The following is a 15,533-nucleotide window of genomic DNA, read 5'->3' as shown; positions in this document are numbered from 1 at the left end:
CAATATGAAAGCAATAAAATATGTATTCAGTATCTGTCTTATCGCGCTGATTGTCTTCAGTTGCGATGACGACGAAAACTTGGACTTTGTAGATACCGTTAACGCGCCTACAAATCTGTCCTTACTCACAGAAATTACACAAGACAATACAGGTCTGGTAAAAATCACGCCACTTGGCGAAGGAGTTACTACCTATAACTTAAACTTCGGAGATGGCTCAGACGCCGTAACAGGCATAGCTCCAGGAAGTTTTGTAGAACACACATACGCAGAAGGAACGTATGATGTTACTTTAACAGCAAAAGCATTAAATGGCGACACTACAACGCTGACGCAGCAAATCGTCGTATCATTCATTGCACCGCAAAACTTAGTAGTAACTATTGAAAATGATCCAGGCGTATCTAAGCAGGTAAACATTACCGCTACAGCGGATTTCGCTATGAGTAACCAAATCAATTTTGGAGACGGAAGTGAGCCTGTAACAGGAAACATCGGAGAAACCATTTCGTACATCTACGACGAACCAGGGATTTATACGATTACAGTAGTAGCGATGGGTGGAGCAATTGAAACCACTACCTATACAGAAGATTTTGAAGTAACAGCAATCGTAGCGCCAATAGCATCTGCGCCAGCACAACCTGCTAGAGCAGCAGAAGACGTTATTTCTATATTTAGCAGTGCGTACGACGATGTGCCAGGAACTAACTACTTCCCAGATTGGGGACAAGGCGGACAAGGAAGTAGCTGGGCAATGTACGATTTGAATGGCGACCAAATACTTCAATACATCAACATCAGTTATCAAGGGATTGCGTTGGCAGACGGAACAACGATTGATGTTTCAGGCATGGAATTTTTACACTTAGATGTATGGACAGCGGATGTAGTAACTGATTTAGAAGTATCACTCATCAACAGTCCGTCAGCAACAACAGAAGCGCCAGTAACGCGACCATTAACAGCAGATTCATGGACAACTATCGAAATTCCAATTGCAGAATATGTTGATCAAGGATTATCAGTCAATGAAATCTTTCAATTAAAATTTGTAGGAACGCCATGGGCGCAAGGAACGGTATTTATTGACAATATTTATTTCTACAAGCAACCAACACAAGCACCAACCATTGCAGGAACATGGAAAGTGGCTCCAGTAGCAGGATCGTTAGCTGTAGGACCAACACCAGGTTCTGGAGAATGGTTCTCTATCAGTGATGCACAAGTAGCAGAAAGAGCTTGTTATTACGATGATACCTATGTTTTCGGAACTGATGGATCGTTTAGCAATGTATTAGGAATGGATACTTGGATTGAAGGTTGGCAAAGCGGAAGTGGCGATGCTTGCGGAACACCGATAGCTCCGCATGACGGATCTGCAGCAGCAACCTACACGTATGATGAAACGGCAGGAACAGTTACAATCAACGGAACAGGAGCATACATCGCTTTACCAAAAGCAAATAACTCGGGAGAACTTTCAAACCCAGCAGATGCGCCAAGTTCTATCACATACAATGTCACATTAGACGATATCAACAATATGACCGTTCAAATTGAAGCAGGTTCAGGTGTATTCTGGACGTTCAAATTAGTTCGTGAAGGCGATGTACCAAGTTCACCATTAGTAGGTTCATGGAGTATTGCTCCAGAAGCAGGTTCATTAGCAGTAGGACCAACAGCAGGTTCAGGCGATTGGTTTGCTATCAGTGATGCACAAGTAACAGAAAGAGCTTGTTTCTACGACGACGAATATGTGTTTAATGCAGACGGATCTTTCAGTAATGTACTAGGAATGGATACTTGGATTGAAGGATGGCAAAGCGGAAGTGGCGACGCTTGTGGAACGCCAGTAGCACCACATGACGGATCTGCCGCAGCAACCTACGTGTACGATGACACTTCAGGAACGGTAACGCTCAACGGAACAGGAGCGTATTTGGGAATTCCAAAAGCGAATAATGCCGGCGAACTTTCAAATCCAGCAGATGCGCCAAGCTCAATTACGTACGATATCACCTTTATTGACGATAATACGATTACAGTACAAATAGAAGCTGGTGCTGGTGTATTCTGGACATTTAAGCTAATTAAAAATTAACACAGAAAACGATGAAAAACATAAAATATATACTTACATCCTTACTTGCGGTCGTACTGTTTACAGTAAGCTGTCAAGATGAGGCAACTGTAGGAGACTTATTAACGCCAACAAATTTGCAAGTAACGGCAACCATTGTTGGACAAGATGCAAACAATCCGAATGGTGATGGAAGTGGTGTTGTTAATTTTAGCGCTACTGCAGATGATGCCATTTCCTACCGATTTATTTATGGAGCCAATCAACAAACAGCCGCAACAGGAACAGCGTCGTTTATTTTCTCTGAATTAGGCGTAAATACATACACTGTTAATGTTGTAGCGTATGGAACAGGTGGAAATTCTACATCAACTACAATAACAGTAGATGTATTAGCAACGTACGCACCTCCTGCAGAATTGATAGAAAAATTAGTTGGTAACGGTTCTAGAACATGGAGAATCAAATCTGAGCAAGCAGGTCACTTCGGATTAGGACCTGTCGGTGGAAGCATTCCAACCGAATGGTATGGAGCGCAACCTGATGAAAAAGCAGATGTAGGAATGTACGATGATAGATACATCTTCAGCGCAGATGGAACATTTACATTTGTTACGGATAATACCAATGACGAAGGCGGAGAAGATCCAACAGGAACAGTATTTGGTCGTATCAATTTGATAGACGAACTAGGCGCTTCTGGTGGAACTGTTGACGGTTCTGATATTGAAAACCTTCCTTACAATGATTTCCAAGAAAGTTGGGCATTAATCGCGCCAGGAGGTGTAGAAACGATTAGCCTTACAGGAAATGGATTTATCGGGTATTACACAGGAGGAACACACAATTACGAAATCTTTGATCGCTCTGTCCCAAATGAATTGATACTAAGAACTACAGACGGAAACGGCGAATTTGATTGGTGGTTTATCATTACATCGGCAGAACCTTCTTCAAGTGATTTCCAAACGCAGTATAACAACTTAGTTTGGGAAGATAACTTTGATGTTGCTGGAGCGCCAGATGCTAACAACTGGACATACGACCTCGGCGATGGCGGATGGGGAAATGAAGAAGTGCAAAACTATACAAACAATGCAAACAACGTTATTGTGGAAGATGGTATGTTAAAAATAACTGCTATCAAAGAAGCTGGAGACAACTACACGTCTGCACGTATAAAATCGGAAAACCTTTATGAATTTACCTATGGTAGAGTAGAAGTGCGTGCCAAATTGCCTGCATCACAAGGAACATGGCCAGCAATTTGGATGCTCGGAGCCGATTTTGACACGGTAGGTTGGCCAGTTTGCGGAGAAATTGATATTATGGAGCAAAAAGGACAAGACAAAAACACGGTTCTTGGAACGGTACATCATCCAGGAGTTTCTCCAGGTGCTGGAGATTCTTCTACGACAGCCTTGCCAACATCTACTTCCGAATTTCACAATTACACAGTTGAATGGACCGATACAACCATCACATTTTTAGTAGATGGATTTGTATATCATACGGTAGATAACAATGTTACATTGCCTTTCAACGGAGATTTCTTCTTAATCTTAAATGTTGCCATGGGCGGAACCTTAGGAGGAGATATTGATCCTAATTTTACGCAAGATACAATGGAAATTGACTATGTAAGAGTGTATCAATAAGCATTGAAAATTTATTGAATACAGCTATACAACTTGTAAATGTTAGTTCTTTTCAAGCTTGAAAAGAACTAACATTACAAATAAACAATTGTAAAAATTAGTTTTTTAAAATTAGGATACCTTAATAAATTTTACAATCTTTAAGACATTAACACACCATATTACTAAAATCTACACCTAAAAAATGCGAATTCCATATTTCGATATCGATTTCGTTTCACAGTTTAAAAAAGTGAAAAAGCAAGAAAACTATAAAATTGTTTAAAAATAGATACTAGAAAAGCTTTCAAATCACTACAACATTACCACAACATGCAGTAAAAATCAACTGTTGTTGCTATAATGTTTTAAAAAAAGGTTCATCTGAAAATATTGTGAATCCTGCAAAAACAGGCTAACTATATTGAAAAAAATATAAAATTAACATCTTATTATTGAGATGTATGTTTTTTGTTGTAGTATAAATTTACAATTCCATAATAATTATATATAGATTTAGAAAACATAAAAAACATAGTGAATTACGCTACCATACCAAACCAATGTAAATTAAAAAAGCAATGAAATGAGCAGAATCACCTTCGTAATTCACAAAATAGATTCTAAGCGAATTCCATCTGACCTAATTAACAAACTAAAAACAAACAGATGAAAAAAACCTTTCTAACGTTAGCACTGATTTTTTTAACGACATCTATGTTTTCGCAAGCAGATAATGTAACTGTTCAGAAATCGGATCAAGGAATGAAATTAGTAGTGAATGGAAAAGATTTTATGATCAATGGTATGAACTGGGACTACGTGCCAATAGGTTCAACCATTACCGATCCTGGAATATGGAACCGATCGGACGATGTTATCAAATCTGCTCTAGATGCTGAAATGCTACTACTCAAAAACATGGGCGTAAACGCCATTAGAACGTATAACTTACCACCAAAGTGGATTACGTATATCTATGAAAACTACGGCATCTATACCATGTTGAACATTACGTTTGGTGCGTATGGACTTACCATCAACGGCGCATGGACACCGCAAACGGATTATGCCGATCCTGCAACCCGAGAGGTATTAATGCAAGAAGCCATCGACATGGCAAATACCTACAAAAACACACCAGGATTACTCTTATACATGATTGGAAATGAAAACAACTACCACTTATCATGGACTGGTGCAGAAACAGAAGCAATTCCAATTGAAGGAGTCGATTCTGAAAAAATAAAAGCCGCACGTGCACTCTACAAAGCATTCAATGACGCGGCTATCGAAGTAAAGAAAATTGATTCGTCGCATCCAATAGCCATCTGTAATGGAGACTTATTATATGCTGATTTGGTAAAAGAAGAATGTACAGACGTTGATATCTATGGTACAAACATGTATCGCGGAATCTCTTTTGGCGATGCATTTCAACGAGTAAAAGACGAATTAGACATGCCGATTCTATTTGCAGAATTTGGTGCTGATGCTTTCAATGCGAGAGACAATCAAGAAGATCAATACTCGCAAGCATACTACATGACAGGAAACTGGAAAGAAATTTATGCAAATGCTGCTGGAGTTGGTGGCGCACAAAACTCTTTAGGAGGTTTTACCTTCCAATTCTCTGACGGATGGTGGAAATACAAGCAAACAGAAAACTTAGACGTTCATGATAACAATGCTTCTTGGCCAAACGGAGGATACTCTAGAGACCAAGAAAAATCAACAGACAATAACATGAACGAAGAATGGTTTGGCGTTTGTGCCAAAGGACCAACAAATGCGAGAGGATTATACACACTCTATCCACGTGCAGCATATTATGCATTAAAAGAAGCACATCAACTAGATCCGTACGCACAAGGAGTTACCAAAAAGTTTGTAGAAAATTACTTTGACAACATTCAAATTATGGATGCGGTGCTCAAAGCTAGAGGAGACCAAGCAGCGATGGGCGGCGGAAGCAGTCAAAAAATACGCGTAAGTCAGTTGAGAGCAGAATTTACAACCTTCAATACAGGAGGAAGCTTAATCACAACACCAGACAATCCTGATCCAGATTCAAATGATTTTCCAAATCAATTGGGATTCGATCACATGCAATCGTACTTTATTGGTGTAGAAGGAAATCCTGCGCCAAACATGAGAGCCAATGTAGTTATGAACGTGATTGGAAAAGTAGCTGAAAATCCTATCAATGAAATTTTCTATGAAAACCGAGCGCGTCCAGTAACAATTACGGATGCTAGTGGAAATGAAGTGGTACTCAACGATAACAACCGCGTCAATGTGTACCAAGCTGAATTTGAATGGAAAGCGAAAGATTTCGATTTACGAGGATTCTATCGAACAGGACACTATCATTGGGGATACGAAGGTGATTTCTTCGGACTTTACCCAGAAGCCAACTATGGTCCAAACTTAGACATCTACGGAGGTGAAATTCTAGGTTTCGAAGTAGACGGTAAAGGTGCATTAAATGGCGCAAAAGCAGCGTTTGGTCCACAATTATGGTGGGGTGCCAATCCAACAATGTTATTCAAATACTCAAGAAACATCAAAGGTTGGGACGTAACAGGAATTTATCACAGAGATTTTGAAACCGATTTAACGTTTGATGAGACAGGACGTCGTGTTTTAGATGAAAATCAATTGCGAAGTGGTGTAATTCCACCGTGGCCAATGGAACGCGCTACGTTAGCTGTAGAACGTGATTTTGGTAAATTTGGGTTGCAACTTGGAGGTATCTGGGCAGGAAGTCCTTTAAATGGAAGTACCTATCAAGATGTGGCTGGTTCGTCAGGAAATTACGTTGTTGTACAAGACAAAGTAAAATCTAGTGACAACTGGGGAGCAAAAGCAAAAATTACCTATCAAGGTGGACGTTTCAATTGGTATGCACAAGGTTCTGTAATGGGATTAGTTGCTAATGGTGGTGCTGACCAAACACAAACTTTTACAGGATGGCGATTAAGAGACTCAGGAAGTGGAAACATGACCAACTTCTTATCTGGTTTCACATATACGTTTGGAGATTTCCAAATTGCGCCAAACTTCATGTACCAAAAACCATTAGTAGAAGCAATTCCTACGGATGCGCCAGCACCGGCGAGACTTCGTAATGTAATTGATGATCCATTTGCGGTACGCGGTGGAAATCGTGAAACTACAGCAGGTGAAATTTTAATCACGTATGATCCAACACCTGGAACTTGGATGTATGAGTGGAACAATGACAGAGCAGAAGATGCAAAATTTGCTGCCAACTTAGGATTTGTATTCCGCCACTTGCCAACACAGCAAGATGCACACATTGGTTTCAACGCAAATCGTCAATTCTTTGCATTTCCAAATACAGTTCCTGCGGAAGATTTATGGGAAATCAACTCCCGTATGGTATCCAAAGTATCTCCAGATTTAGGAATCATTGGTAACTTCTACTACGGAAACGGACAGGCAAATGGTGATAGCAACAGACTCATCAAGCGTTTTGGAGGTGATATCAGAATGATTTACAAGAATATAAAAGTAGAATCACACGTAAAAATCAATGATTGGGGACCATTTGATTACCATAGAGATTTTAACCTAACATATCCAACACAGTTGATGTTAGACGTTTCTACATCACTCGGAAAACCAGATTGGTTCATTTTGCCAAGTACTCGCATCGGAATTCGTGGAACATGGCGTTCGCTAAACGAGTTTTCTCCACGATACGCTCCAAATGCAACAGCTGGACAATTTTCAAACGTACCAATTCTAAGTCCTGTCGGATTTGACAATGGTACCGAATGGGAAATTAGAACTTACATACACATCAACATCGGAAAATAATAAGCTAGTACAATGAAAGCATTTACATATATAAAAAATACACTGCTTGCAGGATTGGCAATTGCGCTAACCGTAAGTTGTGAACGAGAAATATCGGATGATGCCGTATTAGCATCATTCCCAAATACACCAGACATTTTTACGGATACTCCAGTGGGACTTACAGATGCATTCTTCGAATCATTTGATCCTGCGGTGGGAGCCAATCCTAATGGTTTTGGAACGGACGAAAACGAAGCCTATGAAGGTTCAACTTCTATTCGAATTGACGTGCCAAGTCCAAGTGACCCAGATGGTGGTTTTATTGGTGGAATCTTTAGAGATCGTGGCGCTGGTAGAGATTTATCAGGCTATGACGCATTGACTTTTTGGGCAAAAGGAACCTTAACGGGAAATGTAACTGTTGGTTTCGGAACCGATTTTGAAACAAACCTATATCCTGTATCAACAGAAATTCAATTGACAAGCGGGTGGTCAAAATATGTGATTCCAATTCCAGATGCTTCCAAATTAACCCAAGAAAGAGGAATGTTCCTATTCTCAGCAGGTTCATTTGATCCGCTAGGAAATGACAATCCAGCGATTGCTGATTCTTTCAGCGATAACATCGGATATACTTTTTGGATTGACGAATTACGATTTGAAAAATTAGGCACAACAAGCTTGCTATTTCCGTACATTCTCAATGGAGAAGATGTTGCCATTGACAATTTCACAGGCTACATGCAAGCCATTGACGGATTGGGCGCAACGTTCAATCTTGCCAATGGACAAAATGTATCTGTAAATGCAGCCATAGCATATTTTGAATTTGCTTCTTCAAACAACTCAGTTGCTACAGTAGATACTTTTGGCAATGTAAATGTTATTGGCTCTGGTGTGGCAACAATCACAGGAAGTATTGGGAATCAACAAGCAAATGGTTCGTTAGAAATCACATCTTCGGGAGCATTTGTAAATGCACCAGTTCCAACGCAGGCAGAAGCAGATGTCATTTCAATCTACAGTGACTCGTATGTAAGTGTCAACGGATTCGATCCAGGTGTTTTTGCAGGTTCAAATACAGAAAACATTTCGGTACAAACCTTTGACGGAAACAATCATGTGCGCTATGAAGGAATTGACTTTATAGGAATTGGTTGGGACGGAACTGTAAACGTAACCGGAGAAACAATGGTACACGTAGACATTCAACTAACAAGTGCGGCGGGCTCAGCATTGGTGATGGAACTTATCGATTTTGGACCTGACGATACAGACAATGGTTTTGGTGACGGTTCTGCCGGAGGATTCAACGTAAGTAGCCAATTAATTCAAGGACAATGGGTTGGAATTGACATTCCACTAAGTGCCTTTACATTGCCAACAGGTGGTGGCGGATCTGGAAATCCTAACTTGGCGAATATTGGGTACATCGTTTTTGTTTCTTCAAACGGAGCATCATTCCTAGTTGACAATATCTATTTCTATTAAGAACTCAAAAATTGAATACATGAAAAAATTAATCAAACATACTATACTAGCGCTGACGCTCATTTCAAGTATTGCTTTTGTGAGTTGTGAAGCAGACGAAACGCAAACCGTGGTGACCAAAACGAATCTAATCATGGCAGATGAGTTTGATGTTGACGGCGCGCCAGACCCAAGTTTATGGACATACGATGTAGGCGATGGTTCGCAAGAAGGATTGCCAGGTTGGGGAAATAACGAACTACAAGTGTACACGAGTAATGCTGAAAATGTAGAAGTGCAAAACGGACTTTTAGTAATTACAGCTAGAGAAAATGGTTCAGGTGGGTATACTTCTGCAAGAATCAAAACAGAAGGACTCTTTGAGCAACAATACGGACGTTTTGAAGCGCGAATTCGTTTACCGCAAGGGAAAGGACTATGGCCAGCATTTTGGCTCTTAGGAAACAATTGTGACCAAAATCCGTGGCCAGCTTGTGGCGAAATTGACATCATGGAAAATGTAGGAGACGAGCCAACCATTGTTTTTGGTAGTGCGCACGGACCAAATTTTTCAGGAGCGGAATCCATCACAAAAAAATATGAATTGGCTAGCAGCAGATTTGACACTGAATTTCATGTTTTTGGTATTGAGTGGAGTCCAACCATCATCAATTACTATGTAGATGATGTATTGTACCAAAGCATTACACCAGAAACAATAGCACAAGATACGAACGGTGAAGGAACGTGGGTTTTTGACAATCCTTTCTACATCATCATAAACGTAGCTGTCGGCGGAAACTTGCCTGGAAATCCAGACGCAAACACCACATTCCCGCAACGAATGCTTGTTGATTACGTAAGAGTTTATAACTAAAAAAAGAGTAAAACATGAAATTTCTAACATATAAATTAACCTTTCTCGCTTTCGCAGTATGCTGTATAAGCTTATTTACTTCTTGTGAAGATGATAACGAAAGCGGAGTAACACTAATAGGACTAGAAGCCAGATTTATTGCTGAAATCAATTCAAAAACCATCACATTTGTAAATGCTTCTAACAATGCTACCTCATATTCATGGGATTTGGGTGATGGCACTACGTCTACACTTGAAGAATTAGAAAAACGCTATTCCAACGGAACCTACACAGTGGTTTTAACGGCTTACAACGACAAAGGAGAATCTAGCACATACGAAGAAACGTTTATCATTGATGGCTGTGTGGATGAAGAAACGCAAAACATCAATCCTGCTAATGGCGACTTAAATTGGACATTCTTAAATGACGATGCTGCTTTTGATGCATTTGGTGATATTGGTGGCGCTATTGTGGCAAACCCTGTATTAGACAATGTAAATAACAGCTGTTTTGTCTACAGATATGACAAAACTACAGGTTGTCAAACATGGTCAGGAGTTGGTGTAGAATTGGCAACTTCGCTCGATTTTTCAACCATTACAAACAAAACGTTTAAAATGAAAGTATTGGCAGAAAACCAAATCACGGACGTAACGCTGCGATTGGAATTTATGCCATTTCCAAACGTAAATCCTTTCCAAGAACGAATTGCAAGCATCACGCAAGTAGGCGAGTGGCAAGAACTTAGTTTCGACTTTACCAATGTCAACTCTGGAACGTTTAAAAGTGTGATTATCTACTTTGAACGAAATGCACCTTGTGATGGCGATGTTTATTATTTTGACGACATCACGCAAGAATAGAAATTAACAACACTATATCACAATAATAGAAACGAACCTAATACTAAGACCAAAGATACCTAATCAATTATGTCTCAAATAGAAACCGTACACATAAACGACGAACGTTTTTTTAAAATTTCCAATAGCGATACTATTCGACCATTTTTTATGAGTATTGTGAGCGATTCCAATCACTGGATGTTCATCTCTAGCAATGGCGGATTGACCGCTGGACGTAAAAACTCAGAATATTCGTTATTTCCATATTATACAGACGATAAAATCACTGAATCAACTGAAATTACAGGAAGTAAATCCATCTTTCAAGTTGAAAAAAATGGTAAAACTCACTATTGGGAACCGTTTTCAGAACGATTTGACGGAATGTATAAAGTTACGCGTAACTTGTATAAAAATACCTATGGAAACAAAATTCTCTTCGAAGAAATCAATCACGATTTGGCATTGACATTCCGCTATCAGTGGAATTCGAGTGATGAGTTCGGATTTGTTAAAAAATCTGAATTAAGCAACAATGCTGACGAAGGAGTAACTGTAAATGTGTTGGACGGAATTCAAAACGTATTGCCGTATGGTGTCGGTGCAGACATACAAAATGCGAGTAGTAATTTGGTGGATGCCTACAAACGCACAGAACTAGAAGAAAACTCAGGTTTGGGAATCTTTGCGTTGAGCGCGATTATTGTAGACAAAGCAGAACCAAGTGAAGCACTGAAAGCCAATGTAGTTTGGTCATTAGGAGTGAAAAATCCAACGTATTTATTATCGTCATTACAACTAAAAGCGTTCCGAAAGCAACAGCCAATACAGCAAGAAACAGACGTAAAAGCTGAAAAAGGTGCGTATTTTATCAATACCAAAATTGACTTAAAAGCAAACGAAAGTAGCAATTGGATGACAATTGCCAATGTAAATCAAGATCACGACGATATTGCTACTTTGGTACATCGCATTACCAATGAAGCTGACTTAGCAGACAAAATTCAAGCGTCTATTGATGCTGGAACAGAAAAACTACTAGCACTCAATGCCGCTTCCGATGCGATGCAGCTTACGGCAGATAAATTTAGAGATACACGTCATTTCGCCAACACATTGTTTAACATTATGCGTGGCGGAATTTTTGACAATAACTATCAAATAGAGAAGTGGGATTTCAAAAACTATCTAGCAAAAGCAAACAAAAAAGTAGCGAGAACAACCGAAGCAATCATCGCAGGATTGCCAGAAGAATTCTCTGTAGCTGACATCCAAAAAATAGCGTACGAAAGTGATGATAAAAACTTCAGACGTTTGTGTTTGGAATACATGCCGTTGAAATTCAGTCGTCGTCACGGAGATCCAAGTCGTCCTTGGAACAAATTCTCCATCAACACACGAAGTGAAGAAGACGGTTCTAAAATTCTAGATTATGAAGGAAACTGGCGCGATATTTTCCAAAACTGGGAAGCGTTGGCACATTCGTATCCAGAATTCATCGAAAGCATGATTCACAAATTCCTAAACGCCACTACGTTTGACGGATACAATCCATATCGTGTGACAAAAGACGGTTTCGATTGGGAAGTTGCCGAACCAGACGATCCTTGGTCGTATATCGGTTATTGGGGCGATCACCAAATCATCTACCTGCAAAAGTTTTTGGAAATCATTGAAAGTCACAAGCCTGGCAGATTGGAAAGCTTCTTTGAGAAAGATTTATTTGTGTACGCAAACGTACCGTATAAAATAAAGCAATATGCCGATTTGCTCAAAAATCCAAAAGATACGATTGAATTTGATGAAGAATTAGACCATAAAATTCGTCAACATCGTGAAGAGTTGGGAGCAGATGGCGCGTTGCTTCGCGATGAAAACAGATTCATTGTCAAAGTAAACTTTATCGAAAAAATACTAGCAACGACGCTGGCTAAAATCTCCAACTTTATTCCTGAAGGCGGAATTTGGATGAACACACAACGTCCAGAGTGGAACGACGCTAACAATGCGTTGGTTGGAAATGGTGTATCGATGGTGACATTATATTATTTGCGTCGCTTCTTGAAGTTTTTTGAAACTATTTTTGAAGGTGCAGATACAGAAACTGTTGAAATTTCTAAGGAATTGGCAACATTTTTCCAAAAAGTTAGCAAAACGCTTACAGACAATCAATATGTGCTTGCTGGAAAAATAAACGACAAAGACCGTAAAACAGTCTTAGACGGATTGGGAATTGCAGGTAGCGAATATCGTGAGCAAATCTACAATCATGCGTTTTCAGGTAGAAAAGAAACGGTTTCCATTCAAAATATCAAGTCGTTTGTAACGGTAAGTTTGGCATATTTAGAACATTCTATCGAAGCCAACAAACGACATGACAATTTATATCACGCCTACAACTTAATGACCGTAGAAAATGATAACGAAATCTCTATTTCGTATCTCAATGAAATGTTGGAAGGACAAGTTGCTGTATTAAGCTCAGGATACATTTCGTCAAAAGAAGCCTTAGCGGTGTTGGACGGATTGAAAAGTAGCAAACTCTTCCGACCAGATCAGTACAGTTACTTGCTCTATCCAAACAAAGAGCTAAAAGGCTTTATGGAGCGAAATACCATTCCGCAAAAAGCAATTAATGAATCAACACTATTCACAAAACTGCTTGACGACGGAAATAACGCCATCGTTTCAAAAGACATCAACGGCGAATATCACTTCAACGGAAACTTTAAAAACGCTGGCGATTTAGAAGCAGCGCTTACCAAATTAAAAAATACCCAATACAGCGATTTGGTTGAAGCAGAAAGCAAACATGCATTGGCAACGTTTGAAGAAGTATTCAATCACAAAGCATTTACAGGTCGTTCAGGAACCTTCTATGGCTATGAAGGTTTAGGTTCTATCTACTGGCACATGGTTTCCAAACTGCAATTAGCAGTGTTAGAATGCTGTTTAAAAGCCATTCGCGATAGTGAAAGTGGTGAAATTGTGGGCAGACTTTTAGAACACTATTACGAAATCAACGAAGGAATTGGCGTGCACAAATCACCATCATTATACGGTGCATTTCCAACCGATCCGTACTCGCATACACCAGCAGGAAAAGGAGCTCAACAACCAGGAATGACAGGACAAGTAAAAGAAGACATTCTAAGTCGTTTTGGCGAATTGGGTGTTTTTGTATATGAAGGAAAACTCTATTTTGATCCGTGTATGTTGCGTAAAGATGAATTTTTGATTAAGAATAGCACTTTCCAATACATTAACATTGCTTCTGAAGCCAAAGAACTTTCCATTGCGAAAGGTTCGTTATGTTTTACCTATTGTCAAGTACCAATTGTATACACAATAGCAAATTCCAATGGCTTAGAAGTGCAACTATCTGACGGAAGTACGCAAACATTCGACAGTTTAAGTTTAGATGCAGCAACCAGTCAAAAAGTATTTGATCGTTCAGGCGATGTTGTACAAATCAATGTACATATCCAAAAAGATCATTTAAAGTAAAAACAGCAATCATGAGAACGTTAAAGCACATATCTAAATTACTAATGGTAACGCTCTTAATGGTGTCTTGTGAAAACGGACAAAAAAAGAAAGCTTCGTCAGAACAACTAACACAAAAAGCAGTGACAGCGAAAGATATACTAGGAAATAAAGACTATGTAGCCATTTCTTACGGTGGATATCGTGCCAAAACACGCGATATACAACCTACCATAGCCGAATTGAAGGAAGATATGAAGATTCTCCATGCGATGGGCATCCGAGTTTTGCGTACATACAATGTACAACTACCACACGCAGCTAACCTTTTAAAAGCAATCAGGGAACTGAAAAACGAAGACAACGATTTTGAGATGTATGTCATGTTGGGTGCGTGGATTGATTGTAAATATGCCTGGACAGGGCAAACTCCCGATCACAATCAGGAAAGTGAACAAAACGAGGGCGAAATCGAAAGAGCTGTCGCATTGGCGAATCAATATCCAGATATTATCAAAATCATAGCCGTAGGTAACGAAGCTATGGTGAAATGGGCAACAAGCTACTATGTACAACCTGATGTCATTTTAAAATGGGTGAATCATCTGCAACAGCTAAAAAAAGACGGAAAACTTGACAAAGACTTGTGGATAACCAGCTCTGACAATTTTGCATCTTGGGGCGGAGGCGATAGTTTGTATCATGTAGAAGACTTAAACAAACTCATCAAAGCAGTTGATTATATCTCCATGCACACCTATCCGATGCACGATACACATTACAATCCTGTATTCTGGGGAACTGTGGACGATGGAAAACGCTCAAGCTTGGAAAAAATCGACTATGCCATGCAAAAGGCAAAAGAATATGCCATTTCACAATATGACAGTGTGTATAAGTACATGAAAAGTCTAGGTGTTGACAAGCCAATTCATATCGGTGAAACAGGTTGGGCATCCTATTCCAACGGACATTACGGCGATACAGGAAGCAAAGCAACCGACGAATACAAGGAAGCGTTGTACTATCACAGCATACGCGATTGGACAGAAAAGAACAACATCTCTTGTTTCTACTTTGAGGCTTTTGATGAAATATGGAAAGATGCGCGAAATCCTGGCGGTTCTGAAAATCATTTTGGATTATTTACCATCGATGGAAAAGCAAAATATGCGCTTTGGGATTTGGTAGACAAAGGCGTCTTTAAAGGACTTACGCGCAATGGAAATCCTATCGTAAAAACCTATAAAGGCAATAAAGACTCACTTCTGATAGAAGTACAATTACCACCAGTAAAAGCAAAACTAGTCGTAGACCATTAA

8 protein-coding genes are annotated in these 15,533 nt (G+C 39.6%); all 8 read left to right on the top strand.

The annotated features are described in order from the left end of the window. Positions 1-4 precede the first annotated feature (4 nt). The 8 genes from C8N46_RS10130 to C8N46_RS10095 all read left to right on the top strand — a co-directional run bounded on the left by C8N46_RS10130 (position 5) and on the right by C8N46_RS10095 (position 15,533). Positions 5-2,104, top strand: coding sequence for a PKD domain-containing protein (locus C8N46_RS10130; protein WP_108114780.1), 2,100 nt, complete (start codon positions 5-7; stop codon positions 2,102-2,104). Between the two features lie 11 nt (positions 2,105-2,115). Next, entirely contained in the window at positions 2,116-3,741 is a 1,626-nt protein-coding gene (locus C8N46_RS10125; protein WP_108114779.1) for a glycoside hydrolase family 16 protein, read from the top strand. Positions 3,742-4,389: 648 nt separating this feature from the next. Further along, a complete protein-coding gene (locus C8N46_RS10120; RefSeq protein ID WP_108114778.1) occupies positions 4,390-7,566 on the top strand; it encodes a glycoside hydrolase family 2 TIM barrel-domain containing protein in 3,177 nt (1,058 codons plus the stop codon). A gap of 12 nt (positions 7,567-7,578) precedes the next feature. Beyond that, the gene (locus C8N46_RS10115) at positions 7,579-9,039 is read left to right on the top strand and encodes a hypothetical protein (protein WP_108114777.1); all 1,461 of its coding nucleotides are present in this window, start codon (positions 7,579-7,581) and stop codon (positions 9,037-9,039) included. A gap of 19 nt (positions 9,040-9,058) precedes the next feature. Continuing rightward, positions 9,059-9,895 carry a glycoside hydrolase family 16 protein gene (locus C8N46_RS10110; protein WP_108114971.1) on the top strand — a complete coding sequence of 279 codons (837 nt, stop codon included), beginning with the start codon at positions 9,059-9,061 and terminating at the stop codon, positions 9,893-9,895. 14 nt (positions 9,896-9,909) lie between these two features. Continuing rightward, positions 9,910-10,743: a PKD domain-containing protein gene (locus C8N46_RS10105; protein WP_108114776.1), complete on the top strand. Its 834-nt coding sequence runs from the start codon at positions 9,910-9,912 to the stop codon at positions 10,741-10,743. 69 nt (positions 10,744-10,812) lie between these two features. Beyond that, entirely contained in the window at positions 10,813-14,232 is a 3,420-nt protein-coding gene (locus C8N46_RS10100) for a hypothetical protein (protein WP_108114775.1), read from the top strand. A gap of 11 nt (positions 14,233-14,243) precedes the next feature. Further along, positions 14,244-15,533, top strand: coding sequence for a glycoside hydrolase family 17 protein (locus C8N46_RS10095; RefSeq protein ID WP_108114774.1), 1,290 nt, complete (start codon positions 14,244-14,246; stop codon positions 15,531-15,533).

The sequence above is a fragment of the Kordia periserrulae genome (genome assembly GCF_003054265.1).
In the GTDB taxonomy this organism is placed as follows: Bacteria; Bacteroidota; Bacteroidia; order Flavobacteriales; family Flavobacteriaceae; genus Kordia; species Kordia periserrulae.
This window is presented reverse-complemented; position numbering and strand designations above follow the sequence as displayed.